At 39.9% G+C, this 17,494-nt stretch carries 18 protein-coding genes; 11 read left to right on the top strand and 7 right to left on the bottom strand.

Annotated features, from left to right (window positions below; all coding sequences use genetic code 11):
• Positions 1 to 99: 99 nt before the first annotated feature.
• A complete protein-coding gene (locus FTU71_RS10130) occupies positions 100 to 543 on the bottom strand; it encodes an acyltransferase (protein ID WP_180111943.1) in 444 nt (147 codons plus the stop codon).
• Between the two features lie 281 nt (positions 544 to 824).
• Here FTU71_RS10130 and FTU71_RS10135 point away from each other — a divergent pair, with 281 nt between their 5' ends.
• The 5 genes from FTU71_RS10135 to FTU71_RS10155 all read left to right on the top strand — a co-directional run bounded on the left by FTU71_RS10135 (position 825) and on the right by FTU71_RS10155 (position 4,613).
• Positions 825 to 1,286, top strand: coding sequence for a pilin (locus FTU71_RS10135; RefSeq protein WP_306669737.1), 462 nt, complete (start codon positions 825 to 827; stop codon positions 1,284 to 1,286).
• 61 nt (positions 1,287 to 1,347) lie between these two features.
• Entirely contained in the window at positions 1,348 to 2,082 is a 735-nt protein-coding gene (gene tfpZ, locus FTU71_RS10140) for a TfpX/TfpZ family type IV pilin accessory protein (protein ID WP_180111945.1), read from the top strand.
• A gap of 152 nt (positions 2,083 to 2,234) precedes the next feature.
• A complete protein-coding gene (locus FTU71_RS10145) occupies positions 2,235 to 3,866 on the top strand; it encodes a PglL family O-oligosaccharyltransferase (RefSeq protein WP_180111946.1) in 1,632 nt (543 codons plus the stop codon).
• A 218-nt stretch (positions 3,867 to 4,084) separates the two neighbouring features.
• Positions 4,085 to 4,327 carry a type II toxin-antitoxin system ParD family antitoxin gene (locus FTU71_RS10150; RefSeq protein ID WP_004974509.1) on the top strand — a complete coding sequence of 81 codons (243 nt, stop codon included), beginning with the start codon at positions 4,085 to 4,087 and terminating at the stop codon, positions 4,325 to 4,327.
• On the top strand, positions 4,320 to 4,613 hold the full coding sequence (locus FTU71_RS10155) for a type II toxin-antitoxin system RelE/ParE family toxin (RefSeq protein ID WP_070153485.1): 294 nt from the start codon (positions 4,320 to 4,322) through the stop codon (positions 4,611 to 4,613). Before FTU71_RS10150 ends, FTU71_RS10155 begins: the two co-directional genes overlap by 8 nt.
• Positions 4,614 to 4,778: 165 nt before the next feature.
• On the opposite strand, the gene bfr is transcribed toward FTU71_RS10155, so the two are convergent.
• The 6 genes from bfr to gmk all read right to left on the bottom strand — a co-directional run bounded on the left by bfr (position 4,779) and on the right by gmk (position 9,669).
• A complete protein-coding gene (gene bfr, locus FTU71_RS10160; protein ID WP_131260631.1) occupies positions 4,779 to 5,243 on the bottom strand; it encodes a bacterioferritin in 465 nt (154 codons plus the stop codon).
• A gap of 247 nt (positions 5,244 to 5,490) precedes the next feature.
• On the bottom strand, positions 5,491 to 5,685 hold the full coding sequence (locus tag FTU71_RS10165) for a bacterioferritin-associated ferredoxin (protein WP_004974511.1): 195 nt from the start codon (positions 5,683 to 5,685) through the stop codon (positions 5,491 to 5,493).
• Positions 5,686 to 5,856: 171 nt separating this feature from the next.
• Positions 5,857 to 6,240 carry a RidA family protein gene (locus FTU71_RS10170; RefSeq protein WP_004809961.1) on the bottom strand — a complete coding sequence of 128 codons (384 nt, stop codon included), beginning with the start codon at positions 6,238 to 6,240 and terminating at the stop codon, positions 5,857 to 5,859.
• A gap of 122 nt (positions 6,241 to 6,362) precedes the next feature.
• Complete coding sequence (locus tag FTU71_RS10175) at positions 6,363 to 8,465, bottom strand: bifunctional (p)ppGpp synthetase/guanosine-3',5'-bis(diphosphate) 3'-pyrophosphohydrolase (protein ID WP_180111947.1); 2,103 nt, start codon at positions 8,463 to 8,465, stop codon at positions 6,363 to 6,365.
• Between the two features lie 222 nt (positions 8,466 to 8,687).
• Entirely contained in the window at positions 8,688 to 8,969 is a 282-nt protein-coding gene (gene rpoZ, locus FTU71_RS10180) for a DNA-directed RNA polymerase subunit omega (protein WP_004809957.1), read from the bottom strand.
• 76 nt (positions 8,970 to 9,045) lie between these two features.
• Positions 9,046 to 9,669 (bottom strand): guanylate kinase, encoded by a 624-nt coding sequence (gene gmk, locus FTU71_RS10185; protein WP_004974513.1) that lies wholly within the window; start codon positions 9,667 to 9,669, stop codon positions 9,046 to 9,048.
• A gap of 134 nt (positions 9,670 to 9,803) precedes the next feature.
• Between gmk and ispH the strand changes: the two genes are divergently transcribed.
• From ispH to FTU71_RS10215, 6 genes are all read left to right on the top strand, one after another.
• On the top strand, positions 9,804 to 10,754 hold the full coding sequence (ispH, locus tag FTU71_RS10190; RefSeq protein ID WP_016658473.1) for a 4-hydroxy-3-methylbut-2-enyl diphosphate reductase: 951 nt from the start codon (positions 9,804 to 9,806) through the stop codon (positions 10,752 to 10,754).
• Between the two features lie 163 nt (positions 10,755 to 10,917).
• Positions 10,918 to 11,355, top strand: a complete 438-nt coding sequence (locus FTU71_RS10195) for a Tfp pilus assembly protein FimT/FimU (protein WP_180111948.1) — start codon at positions 10,918 to 10,920, stop codon at positions 11,353 to 11,355.
• A complete protein-coding gene (pilV, locus tag FTU71_RS10200; protein ID WP_180111949.1) occupies positions 11,355 to 11,861 on the top strand; it encodes a type IV pilus modification protein PilV in 507 nt (168 codons plus the stop codon). The genes FTU71_RS10195 and pilV overlap by 1 nt, the downstream gene beginning before the upstream one ends.
• A gap of 1 nt (position 11,862) precedes the next feature.
• On the top strand, positions 11,863 to 12,882 hold the full coding sequence (locus FTU71_RS10205; RefSeq protein ID WP_180111950.1) for a PilW family protein: 1,020 nt from the start codon (positions 11,863 to 11,865) through the stop codon (positions 12,880 to 12,882).
• Positions 12,879 to 13,649, top strand: a complete 771-nt coding sequence (locus FTU71_RS10210) for a pilus assembly protein PilX (RefSeq protein ID WP_180111951.1) — start codon at positions 12,879 to 12,881, stop codon at positions 13,647 to 13,649. Before FTU71_RS10205 ends, FTU71_RS10210 begins: the two co-directional genes overlap by 4 nt.
• A 15-nt stretch (positions 13,650 to 13,664) precedes the next feature.
• Positions 13,665 to 17,486, top strand: a complete 3,822-nt coding sequence (locus FTU71_RS10215) for a PilC/PilY family type IV pilus protein (RefSeq protein ID WP_180111952.1) — start codon at positions 13,665 to 13,667, stop codon at positions 17,484 to 17,486.
• The last annotated feature ends 8 nt before the right edge of the window (positions 17,487 to 17,494 follow it).

Below are 17,494 nucleotides of genomic sequence, written 5' to 3' on the forward strand. Positions count from 1 at the left end.
GCGACTCATGAGTGCTCGGTTATATGCGGGCCAATTGGTTGTGCGGTAGATTTTGTGTGTAGGCTTCTTCATTTGAAAATTATATCGCTGAAAAAGCCTTTACAGATAGGTTTGTGCAACAAAGCCCCAAATATGTAAGAGAGGTGTTGATTTTCCTGAAATACTAAAATAATCGTTTAATAAAGTTGTGTAATAAATATTGGATGTGAGAGTGACAGTTGCTGCTGCTGTTTTTAAATACTGAACCCATTCTTCAGGAGTAAGAATGAGGTAAAAAGCAATAGAGCAAATTGATAATACAGTAAAAAAAGCTGGCGCTAGACGTAGCACTCTTCTTTGATAGAAGTGTTTAAAAGAAAATGATCCTGATCTATTTTTTTCCGACAGAATATTTTTTGTAATGAGATATCCTGAAATAACAAAAAATACATCTACACCTATAAATCCACCTGAAAAAAAAGAAAAATCTAAATGATTCAGTATTACTAGTAATACTGCAAGTGCACGTAAAATATCGATATGCGATTGATATTCTGACTTCATAGGATGCTAAGTCATTTTTTATAAATAGAATTTAAGGGAATGTAGCAGAAGAATTGCGATTTGAGAATCGCCTTATCATCTTTTGATGTTTTTCAGATATCAGAATAGTTAATTGATTTAATTCAAACTGACATAGCTCCTTGTTTGATGTGGACAAACTTGAAAAATTTGTCGTTATAAAAGCATGTCTATATGGACAAAATATAAAATTGAGTAAATTAATAGAATTCAATAATTTGGAGCGTGTCCATACAAAGTAACTTATGGAATGTTTAATATTAATGATCGTTGTTGCCATTATTGGTATTCTTGCTGCTATTGCGATTCCTGCGTATCAAAACTATACGATTCGAGCAAAAGTATCAGAGGGATTATCATTAGCATCTGCTTTAAAAACTGCGATAAATGAAAGTTTCCAAAGCAAGGGGCCATCGTCTATGGCGTGTACAAACGCTGTTACATGTGCAACCATTGGCACTAATCCGTTGGATACTACTGCTTTAACAGGAAACCTTAACGTGGCATCGGTTACAAGTGCTGCTAATGGTATTATTACTATTACCTATAAGCCAGCAGTAGTTCCTACAGCGACAAATCGTTTAACAATTAATCCTGTTGCTGCTAATGGTACAACGGCTTTAGATTTAAGTGCTGCTACTAATGCTGGACAACAAATAAATTGGAAGTGTGGCGGAACGGGCACAACTTTAGAATCTAAGTACAGACCTGCTAATTGCCGTTAATATTTTTTAAGTAGAAAGGAGTATTGATACTCCTTTTTACTTAAATTAGACTTTATTTAAAATGACCAAACGCTTTAAATTTTTTCTCAATCATTTATTTATTTCTTTTCTCATTGCTTCATTAGTAATTGTACTCGTCTTTTTTATTTGGTATCCGTCGCCACTTGCCACAGCTGTTGGCGTAACGCATATCTTTTTAATGCTATTGGTCATTGACGTAATTTTAGGACCTCTTTTAGGCTTATTGGTCTATAAAGAAGGTAAAAAAACACTTAAATTTGACCTCAGTGTCATTATTCTAATTCAAATCACGGCTTTGTGTTATGGAGTGTTTAGTATTGAACAAGGTCGTCCTGCATGGTTGGTTTATAATGTAGATCGTTTTGAATTGGTTAGAAAAAATGAATTAGTTGATACGAATATTCAGCACGCACAACCTCAATTCCAAAAGCCTTCATGGTTTAAGCCGCAATATGTTGCCACTGAATTTACCAAAGATACACAACAACGCAATGATGAAATGTTTGCAGAAGTATTTAGCGGTATTTCAATTGCACAGCGTCCAGAACGCTATGTAGAACTCACTCAAGCAAAAACCCAAATCCAACAACGTGTATTACCGCTTGTAGAACTGCAACAGTACAACCCCAAAACAGACGTTGAAAAAACTTTAGCAAAATATCCAAAAGCAGATGCTTGGCTACCTTTAAAAGCCAATGCGGTCGATATGGTGGTTCTAGTCAATAAAGAATCTGCAAGCATCATCAAAATTGTAGACTTAAGACCGTGGAAATAATGTCTTAAGTCAAAAATGGGGAATCTAAGTATTCCCCATGCAATTATCTCACTTCAAAACAGGTAGAATTACAATCAAACTTGCTACACAAAGCACTATCATCTTGCCTAAAAAAATATAACATAGAGCCAGTTTTTTGGTCTGTTTTTCTTATGAAATCTGCATTGCTATTTTTGGCTGCCATCCTCATCTCCCTTGCATGGTTATTGCCCATTCACTACCGCCCATGGGTTACCTATACAGGCGAACTCTACGCATTTTTTGCCCTGTTTGCCCTTGCAGCCTGCCTGTTTAAAGAAAAATTACAGATACCTAAAATTAGCCTGCCATTACTAGCACTGTGCAGTGTTCCCTTCTTTCAGTGGGGCTTTGGCTTAGTGTACTTCTTTGACAAAGCTCTGCTCAGCAGCGTGTATATCTTTAGTTTTTGGTTAGCAATCATTTTTGGTTACAACCTCACGCAAAACAACAGCGAACGTGAACGCATCTTCGCAGGCCTTAGTTATGTGCTGCTTGGCGTGGGAAGTATGACCGCATTCATGGCAATTTGCCAGTGGCTGACACTCGATCAATACCTGCCAATGATGGTGGATATTAAAATCGGGCAACGTCCTTATGCCAATTTCGCCCAACCGAATAATATGGCGACCTTTTTGGTGATGTCGCTTATGGCATGCCTATATTTATACGAAAAACAAAAACTTAAAACCGTATGGATTGTGATTGTTGCTGCCATGATTTTGGTCGGTGTGGTGTTGAGTCAATCACGGACTTCATGGTTGGCGTCGCTGTGTCTCTTGACCTATTTGAGCTATCAACAATACCGTGGCGTGATGCGGATTAAATGGCGCTATAGCTTGCTGTGGTTTGCCGCATTTATCGGGCTGATTTTTATCGCACCTGCTTTTAGTCAATTGCTCTCACAAAGTGCAGACCTTTCGGTGCAATCTCGTGATGTGGTACAGCGTGCCACAGGTGATATGTCACGTTTGGCGATTTGGCAGCAAATGCTCGCTGCAATTGAATATCAACCGTGGTGGGGCTATGGTTGGCATCAAACCAGTGTGGCGTATGTCACGGTTAGTGAATTTGTACAAGGTCCTGTGTGGATTCGCAGCGCACACAATTTCATTTTGGACTTTTTACTTTGGAATGGTGTGATACTAGGCGTGCCATTTTTGGCGTATTTGGGTTATTGGGGTTACCAGTTGCATAAATATACCCAGTCGGTGGAATCGGTTGTGGGGATTTTAATGCTCGGTGCATTTAGCGTACATGCTATGCTGGAATTTCCGCAAAATTATGCCTATTTTCTGCTGCCTGTAGGTTTTATTATCGGCATGGTTCAGTCACAACGTGTGTTAAAAGGCTTAATTTTATCGCCAATTTATTTACGCAGTACTTTTGTACTTGGCGCATTGTTGTTGATGCTGATTTATCGGGATTATGAGGTGATGGTGCCCAAACTGAATCAGTCGGTACGCTATGAACAGACACCTGAAAAAATCACCCATCAAGAGCGTATTTTGGTACTTGAAGAATTTAACCGCCGCATTGCGTGGATTCGATTAAATCCGTATAGCCTACAAACGCCTGAACAATTGCAGGATATCCATGAAATTGTGTTGAATTATCCAACCCGCTACGATTTATTGAAATATGCACGCGTATTAGCATTTAACGGTTATGAAGCAGAAGCCAAAAAGCAATTATGGTTGTTAAGCGCTTTGTGGCAGGTCAATGTAGATTATGCAACTTTATTGGATGAGGCAAAGCCGCGCTGATTTGTGTAGCGCAAGGAGGGGGATTTGAAAATAGTGAGCCAAATATGGTGAAAATTTTCAATGTTGAAAATCTCTCCCAACTTCTCTTTAAAAAGAGAGGGGGTATTCATTATAAAATTGATTTCATGTGCGAAAATTTAAAGAGATGCTGAACTTTTGTTCAGATAAAGGGGGTTGTGTTAGAATTGTATGATCTATTCACACAATAAGGCATGCTGATGGCGAGAACTACAAGTGTAACAATTGGCCCACAACTCGATAACTTTGTGAGCAAACTGATTGAATCTGGACGTTATGGTTCAACCAGTGAAGTGATGCGATCTGCACTAAGATTATTGGAGCAGCAAGAAAATCAAACTGCAGCTTTAAAGCAAGCGATTGAAGCAGGTGAGAACAGTGGAGAAAGTACACTTAGCCTAAAAGATATTGCGGCTCAAGTGAAGCAGAAGCATCGTGTATAAGCTATCAAATTTAGCTGTCGACGACTTCACTGCTATTTATGAATACACCTTACTTAATTTTGGTGTAGCTCAAGCTGACCAATACACGCAACATTTGGAAAATACCTTTCATTTGTTAGTGAGTTCACCGCTGATTGGTTATGCATGTGTAGATATTGGCGAGGGAATACGCCGTCACGATCATCATCAACATGCTATTTTTTATAAAAAACAGGATTATGGAATTTTTATTATTCGGATATTGCATCAACAGATGCAACCCATGAAACATTTTTTTGCGTTATAAATACTTTTTTATAAATCCAAGAATTTAAAATGCGCATAAGTAAAATATATTGATATTGAGAGCTTCTTCATTAGAGATAGGCAAGATACTGAATTTTAGGTAAAGTGCCCCAAAAAACAAAAGACTGGAAAACCAGTCTTTTGAGTTATCTAAACCAGATGAATCTTAGAGTTGGCTTTGAATATAGTTTTCAATGCCTACCGTTTCAACCAAATCAAGCTGTGTCGTTGCCCAATCTAAATATTCTTCTTCTTTCTCTAAAATTTCCTGAACCAAATCACGGGTTACATAGTCCAATTGTTGCTCTGCTAAAACCACCGCTTTTTGAATCGCTTCAATATTTTCTTGGACTTTACGAACATCGCAATTCAAAACTTCAACTGTATGCTGACCGATATACAATTTGCCCAAGTGTTGTAAGTTTGGTAGCCCTTCTAAAAATAAAATACGTTCAATAATTTTGTCAGCATGTTTCATTTGACGAATCGACTCTTTATATTCAGCCGAACCCAGTTGCTCAATGCCCCAATCATTAAACATACGTGAATGTAAAAAATATTGGTTAATTGCAGTCAGGTGATGATACAAAACTTGGTTGAGTTGATTAATCACATCACGATTGCCTTTCATTGCAGCACTCCATCAACAATTTCTGCCTTAAACCGCTTAAGGCAATCTATATTTCTATCTTAAACAAGACTGGGCAAAATGGCGAGTGATTTAGGGAACCGCAAATGAAAATCGCAATCAAAAACAATTAGCTAGGCGGTGTGAAGAAATGTAAGATAAGAAAAACCCGCTGTAGTCGAAAGCGGGAGAGGGAAAACCGAGTAAAAATTATAATACTGAAATGCGGGAGAACAATAAAACGTCAGCTTTAGGCAGCAACAGCAAGACGAGACGCAATCTGTGCAATTTCATCGCTAATGATGGCGCGAGTTTCAGGTGCACAGCGACCACAACAGGTGCCCAAGTCAAACATATCGCGAATTTCACGATAGCTGTCTGCACCATTGGCAACGGCTTCTTTAATGTCTTGATCTGTAATACCACGGCATAAGCAAACGTACATGAATGCAACCACAATAATGAAATAAGATAAGTGTTATTATTGATAATTATTATCGTTTGTCAATAAAAATCATTTAAAAAGTCATTTATTGTAATTGGGTTTTTGAATTAAAAAATGCCACTCAATAGGTGGCATCGTTTATTGGTTTTTAAGTATTTGAATGATAATGACTTATGAATTGATAATCACCACGCCATCCATTTCAACTAAAGCACCTTTAGGTAAGCTGGCCACACCTAAGGCTGCACGCGCAGGGTAAGGTTGTGCAAAGTATTCCCCCATAATCTGATTGACCAATTGGAAGTGAGATAAATCAGTCAGAAAAATATTTAGCTTGGCGATATCGGCCAAAGAACCACCCGCAGCTTCACAGACTGCTTTTAAGTTATCAAACACGCGGCGAATTTGCGCTTCAATGCCTTCTACCAATTCCATGCTGTACGGGTCTAAACCAATTTGACCTGATAAATAAACCGTATTCCCCACTAAAATGGCTTGAGAGTAAGTACCAATTGCTGCAGGTGCATTTTCAGTATGGATGACTTGGCGAGACATTGATTTCTCCTAAAATAATGTACGAACATCATAGACCATCCGACTGCATTTCAGTAGCCTTATGAGTCAATAATGCAAAAGCGGTGAATGTGCGGCACAGTAAAACCATGCAACACATTGAATTAACAAGCTTTGGCTTCTTCTACAATGCTGATGGGACGCGCTAAACGGCTAATCCGTGGGAAACCGTAGTGCATACGCAAATCACGAATAATTTTGGCAATTTGCTTACGGTTATTGACCACAATATTCACATGAGTCTTGCCATCGTGGCTGCGTACCATTTCCACACCCGTTTTGGCCTTACGACACTGATAGATCAAATCGGAAATTTGTTCGTCATTCATATCCATATCAATGCTGAGGTAAGCGGTAAAACTCACGTCATCGACATCTTCTGAAGTCCATTGTAGCGGCATGATATTTTCAGGATGTTGATGCTGCTCATGCAGTAAGTTGTTGCAGCGCGCACGATGCACAATCAAACCACGACGTGACAAGTTGCCCTGAATTGGATCGCCCAGCACCGGGTTGCAACAGTGTGCATATTTGACGTCAATACCTTCTGTACCTTGAATCAGACGGTCAGAATGTTCGTTGCTATCCTGATCAAGTGCGTAAATGTGGTTTGCCACCAACTGCGGCAATAAATCACCGACTGCAATTTGCTCAAATAAACGGTCTTTGGAGTCGATATGACGCCATTGCAACACATTTAACCAATCTGCTTCGGTCAAGTCTTGAATCGAGTGATTAAACAATTTCAGCGCACGGTTCAGGGCTTGCTGACCTACCAAACGCTGTTCTTCAATATCCTGATCACGCAGAATGTTTTGTAAGGCACGACGGGCCTTTTGGGTATTAATAAAACTTAGCCAGTCTGGGTTTGGTGTGGCTAACACATCGGTGATGATTTCGACCACTTGCCCGCTGATGAGTGGCGTCGAAAGTGGTTTGCTTTCACCATTAATTTTTGTACCGACTGCGTGGTTACCTAAGAACAAACTGGCTGCATAGGCAAAATCAACAGCGGTGGCACCTTGCGGCAATTCATGTAAATGTCCGTGCGGGGTATAAACATGAATTTTCTCTTGGTGCAGATAATCCAGTAAATCGCTAAATGTAGTTTTGGCACATTCACCATCAATCAACACATTCAAGCTTTTCATAGAGGCTTGAATGGCAGAACGACAAGCTTGTGGTGCGTTTTCACCCAAGACCACGCCAAAACGTGCGGCTTTACGCATCAATTCGGTTTGAATGGTGAGTGATAAGGTAGTTTGCTCACCTTTTAGACGCATCATCAGCGATTGGTTGCCACCTGGCAGTGGGCGACGGATATGATCTTCATAATGTAAGACCTGAAAGCTGTCACGTAAAATATCAGCCAAACGGTCACAGTCGGCAATGCTTTGCAAAATAATTTCGAAGGCGTGGCTGTGGGTCAGTTCTTGTAGATCAATATCGTTTTTAACAAAGTGGCGCAGTAATTCTATATTGTTATTTTTCTTTTTAATACGGCCTGCAATTTGATTGTCTTGCAGCAGGTCGGCAAGATTTTGTTCCCATTTAGATTGGTATTCGCAGCGTTTTGGTTTGGTGTGCAAAAGGGCAGCTTGCACATCGTTATACATATCTAAATCAAGATTTTGATAACACAGATGTTCAAGGTTATCCGCCATTTCATTCATACCCACGATACGTGCCATAGGTACAAACACATCAAAAGTTTCTTGGGCGATACGTGCGCGTTTGTCTGGTCGCAGCGCATCTAAAGTGGTCATGTTGTGATAGCGGTCTGCCAGTTTCACAATAATGACACGTGGATCCTGTAAGGTCGCTTGCAGAATTTTACGGAACGATGCGGCTTTGTTGTATTCCTTGTCGCTGGAATGGCTAAGTTTGGTCACACCATCGACTAGTTCGGCAACGGTGCGTCCAAATTTTTCTGTGATGTCATCTTTGCTGTAGTCAGTATCTTCAATGACGTCATGCAATAGGGCAGCAATGAGCGTGTCGGCATCCAAACGCATGTGCGCCAAAATACAACTGACCGCAATCGGGTGTAACACATACGGTTCACCACTTTTACGGGTAACGCCATCATGCGCATGCTCGGCATAATCGCAAGCCGTAAGCACCTGTTCGACTTCACTTACGCTAAGGTAAGGTTCGATCATGGCTTGAAGCTGTTGTTTGGCTTGGCTGACCATCGTGCCTGGCATATAACACCCTTTAAAATACAAGTGATAACGAATCTACAGTTAGACCTTATAATGAAAAGCATATTGCATGACTTGTCAATTTTTTTCGTACCAAAACATAAGGTCATTAGACCATTTAAAATTAGGTCTTAATCCTTATGTTATAACGGTTTTTAGCGCAAGATTAAAGTTCAGACAACAAAAAAGCCTAGTAAAAAACTAGGCTTTTTCAGAAAGTCGTTCTTATTGGAAAGAAAAACCATCTAAATTCAAGTTATTTGCTGAAAGTGCGAGGTCAAGACTCGAAGTTTGATAATCTTGATCACGTTGTTTCAAAATGTCTTTAGAAACGTGACCTTCTGCAATTTCACGTAAAGCAACAACGGTAGGTTTGTCGTTGTCCCACTCAACGGTAGGTTCTATGCCTTGACGTGCCAATTGACGCGCGCGCTTGCTTGCCACTAGTACAAGCTCAAAGCGGTTGTCTACATGGTCTAAACAATCTTCAACGGTAACGCGTGCCATAAGAATTCTCGTTCGAATAATAAATTTAAACAGACTGTGCAGTATAAGGTGCTTTGCTTATAGACTCAAGTTTTAATCACGCGCTTGGCGGGCTAATTAACTTTTGAATCAAGGCTTGATGACGATGTGCCTGCTGCGCCATCACCAAACGATTAGCCGTAATCACCGATTCTAAATCGTGCAGAGCCTTATTAAAGTCATCATTAATAATCACATAGTCAAAATTGACATATTGTTGCATGTCTTCAACTGCGCAGCCTAGACGATGTTCAATCACATCGACTGCATCGGTGCCACGGTTAGACAAACGCTCGCGTAAATCAAACTGACTTGGTGGAAGAATAAAAATTTGCTTCGATTCAGGAAAAAGATTGCGTACTTGCTGAGCGCCTTGCCAGTCAATTTCAAGTAACACATCGTGACCTTTGGCTAACTGCTCTTTAACGGTTGCTTGCGCAGTGCCGTAATAATTGCCAAACACTTCTGCATATTCAATAAAACCGCCTTGCTCTACCAAGTCGATAAAATCTTGTTTTTGCGTGAAGTGATAATGCACACCATCGAGTTCGCCGGGACGTTGACCACGTGTTGTGTGAGAAACTGAAACGTGTAAATTATTTACACGCTCAAGCAGGGCTTTAACGAGGGATGTTTTGCCTGTTCCTGAAGCGGCAGAAACGACAAACAATAGACCCGACATGATATTTTTCCTGATATGATAAAATATCTTCTCTATTTTAGAGTAGACGCCCCTTAAACAAAATAGCCAAGATGGCTTTTGTTGGCATAAATTTTTAAACATCCCACCTATTTAACTTCAACATAGAGGGTTCTATGGAAATTGTATTGGCGAATCCACGTGGTTTTTGTGCAGGTGTAGACCGAGCAATTGCGATTGTAAATCGTGCCCTTGAGTGTTTTAACCCACCTATATATGTACGTCACGAAGTGGTACACAATAAATTTGTGGTGGACGACTTGCGTCAGCGTGGTGCAATTTTTGTAGATGAGCTGGACGAAGTGCCAGATGACAACATTGTGATTTTTAGTGCACACGGTGTATCTAAAGCAGTACAACAAGAAGCAGAACGTCGTGGTTTAAAAGTGTTTGATGCGACTTGTCCATTGGTCACCAAAGTGCATATCGAAGTCACTAAATATGCGCGTGAAGGCACCGAAGCCATTTTGATTGGGCATGAAGGCCACCCAGAAGTTGAAGGCACGATGGGGCAGTACGACAAGAAAAATGGTGGCGAAATTTATTTGGTAGAAGATGAGGATGATGTGGCTGCACTTGCGGTTCAGCATCCAGATAAAGTGGCTTTTGTGACACAAACTACTTTGTCAATTGATGATACTGCTAAAGTCATTGATGCCTTGCGCCAAAAATATCCGAATATTCAAGGGCCACGCAAAGACGATATTTGTTATGCCACCCAAAACCGCCAGGACGCTGTACGTGACTTGGCTAATCAGTGTGATGTGGTGTTGGTCGTGGGTTCGCCAAATTCATCTAACTCCAACCGTTTACGTGAACTTGCAGAGCGTATGGGGAAACAAGCCTACTTGGTGGATAATGCAGATGAATTAAACCAAGCATGGTTTAAAGCAAATACCAAAATTGGTGTGACTGCGGGTGCATCTGCACCTGAAATTTTAATTAAACAGGTGATTCAACGTTTGCAGGATTGGGGCGCAACAGCACCTGAAGAGCTAGCTGGACGTGAAGAAAATATTACCTTTAGTTTGCCCAAAGAGTTACGTATTCCTGTAACACAGGCTTAAACTGCGAAGCATATAACACTTTAAAAAACTGATTAAAAATAGGCAGATAACCGTTGAATGACGGTTATCTGCTTTTTTATGCCTTTTATCCTGAAGTGTGAGGGTTTTGTAAAGTTGTTGGTTATTATTTTTAATAGGGCAATGTCTGTGTCTTGGGGGGAGTATGCGAGAAAAAGAAAACGGGTTCACCTTAATAGAATTGATGGTGACGATTGCGGTGTTGGCGATTATCGCGATGATGGCGGCTCCTTCGTTTGGGGATTTGGTTCAGAAACAACAGCTAAAAAAAAGTACAAATGAGCTAATTGGTGTATTAAGTCAAGCACGTTCCAAGGCTATATTGGAAAGACGTAACGTAAAAGTGGAATTACATGAATCTGAAACTATCTTGTCGGCTAATTCTCAAACAATAATGTATTGGATGCCTTATGGTGAAACGGTTTTAACGAGTTCTGTCAAGGAAATTGTCTTTGGTTTGAGTGGTGGCGTTGTTGGTGCATCAGCAGATACTACATTTGTATTATGTGGGAATGGAGTAAAGCAAGTTATTGCAGTTTCAAGAATGGGGACAGTCCAACAAGTTGATAAGGGGGTATGCTAATGAGAACAATAAAAAATCAGAATGGTGTTGGATTGATGGAGGTTTTGATTGCATTGCTGCTCTTAACTATAGGAGTAATGGGTTTTATTATCTTGCAATATAGAGCTGTTGAGGCAATAGCAGAAAGTGGATCAAGAGTTCAAGCTATTAATTTGGGGCGTGATTTGGCTGAAAGAATGCGCGTAAATCGAGGTGCTGAAAATGTTTATGCTTATCATTTGAATACACCTAGCAAACAATTAGATTCAAAAAATTGCTTTACAGGCTTGAATTGTACGAGCACTGACTTTGCAGATTTTGACGTAGCACAAATTGCACGTAAAGCACGTACTATGGGTATGACGATAAATTATCTATCGTGTCAGGGCAACGTAGATGGGAGACGTTGTATTTATGTGGCTTGGGGGGACACAGCGCCTACCCATGGTGATATTGATGAGGGTAACTGTACTGCGAGTACAGCATATGATCCTAATTCCACGTGCTTAATTATGGAGGTCTACTGACATGCGGAATCAAGTGGGCTTTACACTAATTGAGTTAATGATTGCACTGATGTTAGGTTTAATTATTAGTGCTGCTGCTATGTTATTGTTTTTTACAGCATCACGTAGCCAAACATTGCAACAAGGGCAGAGTGGTTTGCAAGATGATGCTAACTTTGGCTTAAATGCAATTGTCAAAGATATTCGTTTAGGAAACCTAAACGCAGTTCAGGCAAGTATCAATGATTATAGTGCCTTTGCAGGCATCGTATTTCGTTCAAGTGAGAATGCAATTGAAGTAAGTAGTGTAAATCGATCAAACTTACCGCTCACAATCGAGGGAGATACTGCCGATATTAACCTGCTTTCAAGAAGTCATGGTCATACTGTAGGGGCTAAACCTCAATGGACTGGTGATTCAAATGTAAATAACATTTTGAGTGATCAATTAACCATACAATATTTACCTCAATACATTAAGGATAATGATGGTGATTGGTATGGTGGTTTTGATTGTGAAGGTAACCCTCTAAAATTTACAGAGGCTGAAGGGCGTCAATATGTAGTTCAAAGATACTTTTTACGTGAGGATGATAATAAGTCTGATAATGAGCCCAATAAACCTTTAGCTCTTGCATGCGATTCTGGTCATTATGCAGTGAAAGATGATGCCATAGGAATTGGTGATCCGGATTCAATCCAAGACTTTGGTGATGCAGGTCAAATTATTTTAAAAAGAGCAGATTATTTTAGAGTTCTTTATAGTATTCAAAATGGTGCAAATCATCGCTATGTAGATGCAAAGACGTATCTAGATTTAGCTGCCCCACGTCCTCGTATATTAGCAGTACAGCTCGGAATATTAGGGCGTTCAAATCAGTCAGTTGGAAATGATAGTACCTTTAAAGATGATCAAGTATTTCAAGTTCTAGATCAGGCTGTAACAATTAAAATGCCTGCTTCGAATTTGCCTAAATATGCAAGGCAAGTTGTTACGCAGACTGTGGCATTACGTAATACATTTGGGGAGAGAGGATTATGATTAAACAGCAGCGTGGTGCTACGCTCATTGTAGTCTTGCTCATACTTTTAGCGATTTTAGTGCTTGGGACTTTGGCAGTGAAACAGGGGTTAATGTCTCTTAATATTGCAACGAATAGCCAGGCACAGCAGCTATTAATTCAAAACTCTGACTCTGCATATTTTAATATAGAAAAAGAAGATAATATTATTCAAGCACTTAGTAGTTCAGGTTTGTTTGGTTACATAAGTGGTGCTGATGACCGCAATAAAGAACTAGTTTTTTGTTATCGAGGGGCAGAACCGAACTTTTTTGATATTAACCGTGCAAGCATTATTTATTGGGAGGCTGGGAAATCTGCTCCAACAAACAATGAATTTGGTCTAGATGGATATTGTGATGCAAGTAAAAATGAAACTAGAAATTTTTTTACAAGTGGTCGTAAAGTTGTCATGACGCAGGTTGCAGTTAAGTTCTCCAGTATTGCACAAAATGATCCATTTTTTGGCGCTCAATTCGGTACCGATGAAGAGCTTGTAAAATTTGATCGAAGTAAAGCTGCAAAAGTTTTTGCGGTTTCAGTCATGCCGACGCTCTCAAATGCGTCATCTACAGATATTAATAGCTGTTTTGCAAACCATATGAGTGAAGTCACGATTCCTGAGGGTACAACAGTTCCAGATGAAGATGTTGATAATGCTAAGAGTGTCACAGATTGTTTAAGCGATCTGAATGTTCCGTTTACTTCTCACGTGACTGAATATGTCATTGTGCAAGACTTTGTATAGATTTGGAGTGATGAAATGAAACAACAAATAAATTATTTTCTAGGTTCATGTCGTTATAAAGTTCTAGCTGCAAGTGTTGCTGCAGTGTCAACGGCATTAATTACCACTAGTGTGACTCAGGCAAGTGATATTGAAATTTATCAGGATGCAAAGTCGGGAACTGTGACTTTGATGTTCGTATTAGATATTTCTGGAAGTATGGTTCAGAACAAGGATGGTTTCACTCAAAACAGGATGGAGCGTGTTAAAGTTGCAATGAAAGATGTGCTACTAGGTAGTAGTACAGTAAAAAAAATTGATGATGATAAAGTAGTAGGTTTATCCACCTTACCTTATTTTACAGGCTATAATAACACAGAAAAAAGAACACAGGTTGTTATTCCGGCGAGACGCTTAGATGCAAAAGTAACCGTGGGTGGAAATCAAATCACCCAACGAGAGCTGTTAAATAATACAATTCAAGGGTTGCAACGACAATCTGGTACTCCTACAGCAAATGCTTATGCTGAAACAGCAGCTTATTTATTTGGTGAGAAGACGATTGGCGAGCCACAAACGCTGAACTTAGATAATAAACTCAGATACCGTTCTTATCACTCTAGTTCAAGTGGGAGGTGGTATCAAGAATGTGTGGTATATGATGCGAATCATAATTGTACTTCTTGGAGTAAAAGGCAGTCAACGCCAATTGCTAGAGCTACAGGTACAGGAGATGAATATACATGTACCTTTACAGATGAAGGTTATCAACGCAAGGATCAAAAGTGTTGGAACTTCAAAGGTGAGTTAACAATAACTGATACCCCTAGTGGTTCAGGTTTTGATATAGCTTCTAGCGATACAAAAGTATCAGGGGGAGTTAAATATGAGTCACCTACCTCATTAACACAGACAGATGAGCAAAAGGTATGTAGTGGTCAAGGTATTTATTTGTTGACCGATGGTGAGCCTAATAATGGCGATCAAGCCGGTTCCATGATGAAACTGGCATTGGGTTCCAAAGCAAGCGATTTTAGTTGCAGTGAGAGTGGTAGTGGTTGGGATTGTATGCACAAATTCTCACAGAATCTACTCGATGCAAGTCGAAATCCAAAAAACATAAAATTTAAAACAGCTATAGTTGGATTTGGTAGTGGTTTCAATAACGTAACTTCATACGATCCGAGAAAAACTCAGGCCGAGAATATTAGCGCACTTGGTTTTATAAATACTGATGTAAAAAAAGCAGCATATCTCGGGATTATTGGGGAGGGTGGATGGTATTCAGGTAATAGTTCGCAAGATGTTGTTGATAGTGTTAATGCATTCATTAGTAACTTATCCAAAGATATTCCATCTGTGACGACAGGTTCTCCAACTGTACCGCGTGATGCATTGAATCCAGCAGAGTTACAGGACGATGCTTACTACCAAACATTCCAACCCACACCAAATACTAATTATCAGCTATGGGTAGGTAACTTAAAAAAATATAAAGTTGGTGTTGGCGGTGTATTGAAAGGTAGAAATAATGCAGATGTATTTAATGATAATGGTAGTTTAGTAGAGCCAACTTATGATGACAATGGCAATATTACCAATGCAACCTATGATTTCTGGTCTAAAGCGATTGATAATGCGGTAGCTACTAGTGATGAAAATACAGTAGGGAGTCGTAAGTTTGCGGCTCGTGGTGGTGCTTGGTCTCAATTGCTATTGGGGGCTAAAACTGATAATCAAACACCTCAACGTAAATTATTAACGAACCGTAAAGCTGTGGGCTCGGGAGCTTCAGTTGTATTTGGAGGAAGTAGCGATCTTCGCCAAGTTCAACTCTCAGATTTAACAGATTCTCCTTATAAAGATGATCCGAATCGTGGTCATTTGGTTTCATTATTAGGCTATAACATAGATGTTGATAGCCCACCAACCTCTATTTCAAATTTAATTGCACAGCCGACATTACGTCAGGTTGGTGCAGTTATGCACTCCTATCCTGTACTTGTCACAAACAAGGGGAAATTAAGTTATAACTCAACTGCTAAATTGATGGAGTCTACCAACAGGGAAGATTATATTTTATTCGGAACAACACAAGGTTTGCTGCATGTGGTTGATGCAAATACGGGGGTGGAAAAATTTGCTTTTGTTCCTGATGAAATGGTGAGTAATCAGAAAGATGCCTTCAGGTTATCAAGTGTAACTACCGGTGGTCTGCAAAAAATGTTTTATGGAATTGATGGCCCATGGACGCTGGATACACGTTATGTGGTCGATAATTCAGGTGCTTTAACAGTAGGTGCAGGTCGAACTTCTAAGCAAAAAGGTTGGCAAATCGCATATGGCGGTCTGCGCATGGGGGGGCGTAGCTATTATGCACTTGACCTCAGTGATATCGATACTCCAGCATTAAAGTTTCATATTGATCCCGCAACTCAAAAAGTCTATAGCGGATCATCAAGCAAAACATTCTCACAGTTACAATATATGGGACAAAGCTGGTCTAAACCTTCTATTGCATGGGTAAATTGGGGAGGTGTGCGTAAACGAGTTATGTTTGTAGGGGGGGGATATGATGCAGGTGGTGTAGATGGAGATGCGCGTGATAGTAGCCGTGTAAAAGGAATTTATGGTGGTTATGAAAATCATGACTATAACCAAAGCAATCAAAAAGGTGCGGGTGTCTACATGTTTGATGCCGATGATGGAGATCTATTGTGGTGGGCGAGTAATAATGCGCCTGAAACTTCTGCTACTACAGTGGCTGAAGGCGTAATTACTACAAAACACTCCAATCTACAATATAGTGTGACCAGCCAAATTCGTACAGTTGATCGCGATGGGGATGAGCTAATTGACCATATTTATTTTGGTGATTTAGGCGGACAGTTATTCAGGATTGATTTTGATAATAAGCAAAATGTAATAGGTGCAGTACCTCAAACTCCAGTTCGACTACTGGATTTAAATGCTGCCGAGAAGAGCCCTCGTTTTTATGATATGCCAAGTTTCTCATTATATAGCTCAAGTGGAGAAACATTTGCATTGATTTCAATAGGTAGTGGTAATCGCAGTCAACCATTGCAAGACTTTTCTGCTGCTGATAGTAGTTACGATTACGATGCAATTTACAATATTTATGATAAAGATGTAGCACGACGAGATCTTTTTACACGAACGATTACTGCAACTGATACAGGTTTAAATACGGAAAACATTACTAAATCTCAGTTAGGAGAGATTACGGATAGTAATCGCTTCTCAACGGCAACTTCAGTAGCCCCTTATTCAGCTAAGGGGTGGTACTACCAATTCCAAAATTGTACAGCTGGTGTCAAGCAATACGATCAGGAAGGTAAGTTAATACCAACCAAATGCGATCTCTATAAAAAGCAAAGTGAAAAAGTGTTCGGAACACCACTTGCAATGAATCGTAAACTCTATGTATCCACATTCGATGCAAGTAAGCCTGGTATTTCTGGCGATTGTGGAGCTGGAGTGAAAGGTGAAAGTATGATTACCGCCTTTTGTTTGCCTTATGGACAGTGTAAAGATACTTTAACAGAGGCACGTGGTGTCATTGGTGTCGGGATTCATACAGTGACTGTTGGAGGGTTAGATAATAGTAATAGTGGTGATGATAATGATGAGTGTGTTGGTGAGGATTGCCCTCCAAAAGATTGTGAAGGCGAGGCCTGTCCACCAATTGCCATTGGTGATACGAGTGCAAAGAACTATTGCATTGAAACTAGCGGACGAATTGCATTAACCGTAACAGGTGGGTTTGGTTCTGGTGAACAGACTAAAATGTGCTTAATTCCACAGCGTTGGTATGAAAAGCTAAGTAGCAGCAATTAGTAGGTGAA

It is taken from the genome of Acinetobacter sp. YH12136 (genome assembly GCF_013418545.1).
GTDB lineage: Bacteria > Pseudomonadota > Gammaproteobacteria > Pseudomonadales > Moraxellaceae > Acinetobacter > Acinetobacter towneri.

Bases quoted from the DNA above. Each gene is read 5' to 3' on its own strand.
- FTU71_RS10130 (WP_180111943.1), bottom strand. From the start codon at position 543: ATGAAGTCAGAATATCAATCGCATATCGATATTTTACGTGCACTTGCA.
- FTU71_RS10135 (WP_306669737.1), top strand. From the start codon at position 825: ATGATCGTTGTTGCCATTATTGGTATTCTTGCTGCTATTGCGATTCCT.
- tfpZ (WP_180111945.1), top strand. From the start codon at position 1,348: ATGACCAAACGCTTTAAATTTTTTCTCAATCATTTATTTATTTCTTTT.
- FTU71_RS10145 (WP_180111946.1), top strand. From the start codon at position 2,235: ATGAAATCTGCATTGCTATTTTTGGCTGCCATCCTCATCTCCCTTGCA.
- FTU71_RS10150 (WP_004974509.1), top strand. From the start codon at position 4,085: ATGGCGAGAACTACAAGTGTAACAATTGGCCCACAACTCGATAACTTT.
- bfr (WP_131260631.1), bottom strand. From the start codon at position 5,243: ATGAAAGGCAATCGTGATGTGATTAATCAACTCAACCAAGTTTTGTAT.
- FTU71_RS10165 (WP_004974511.1), bottom strand. From the start codon at position 5,685: ATGTACGTTTGCTTATGCCGTGGTATTACAGATCAAGACATTAAAGAA.
- FTU71_RS10170 (WP_004809961.1), bottom strand. From the start codon at position 6,240: ATGTCTCGCCAAGTCATCCATACTGAAAATGCACCTGCAGCAATTGGT.
- FTU71_RS10175 (WP_180111947.1), bottom strand. From the start codon at position 8,465: ATGCCAGGCACGATGGTCAGCCAAGCCAAACAACAGCTTCAAGCCATG.
- rpoZ (WP_004809957.1), bottom strand. From the start codon at position 8,969: ATGGCACGCGTTACCGTTGAAGATTGTTTAGACCATGTAGACAACCGC.
- gmk (WP_004974513.1), bottom strand. From the start codon at position 9,669: ATGTCGGGTCTATTGTTTGTCGTTTCTGCCGCTTCAGGAACAGGCAAA.
- ispH (WP_016658473.1), top strand. From the start codon at position 9,804: ATGGAAATTGTATTGGCGAATCCACGTGGTTTTTGTGCAGGTGTAGAC.
- FTU71_RS10195 (WP_180111948.1), top strand. From the start codon at position 10,918: ATGCGAGAAAAAGAAAACGGGTTCACCTTAATAGAATTGATGGTGACG.
- pilV (WP_180111949.1), top strand. From the start codon at position 11,355: ATGAGAACAATAAAAAATCAGAATGGTGTTGGATTGATGGAGGTTTTG.
- FTU71_RS10205 (WP_180111950.1), top strand. From the start codon at position 11,863: ATGCGGAATCAAGTGGGCTTTACACTAATTGAGTTAATGATTGCACTG.
- FTU71_RS10210 (WP_180111951.1), top strand. From the start codon at position 12,879: ATGATTAAACAGCAGCGTGGTGCTACGCTCATTGTAGTCTTGCTCATA.
- FTU71_RS10215 (WP_180111952.1), top strand. From the start codon at position 13,665: ATGAAACAACAAATAAATTATTTTCTAGGTTCATGTCGTTATAAAGTT.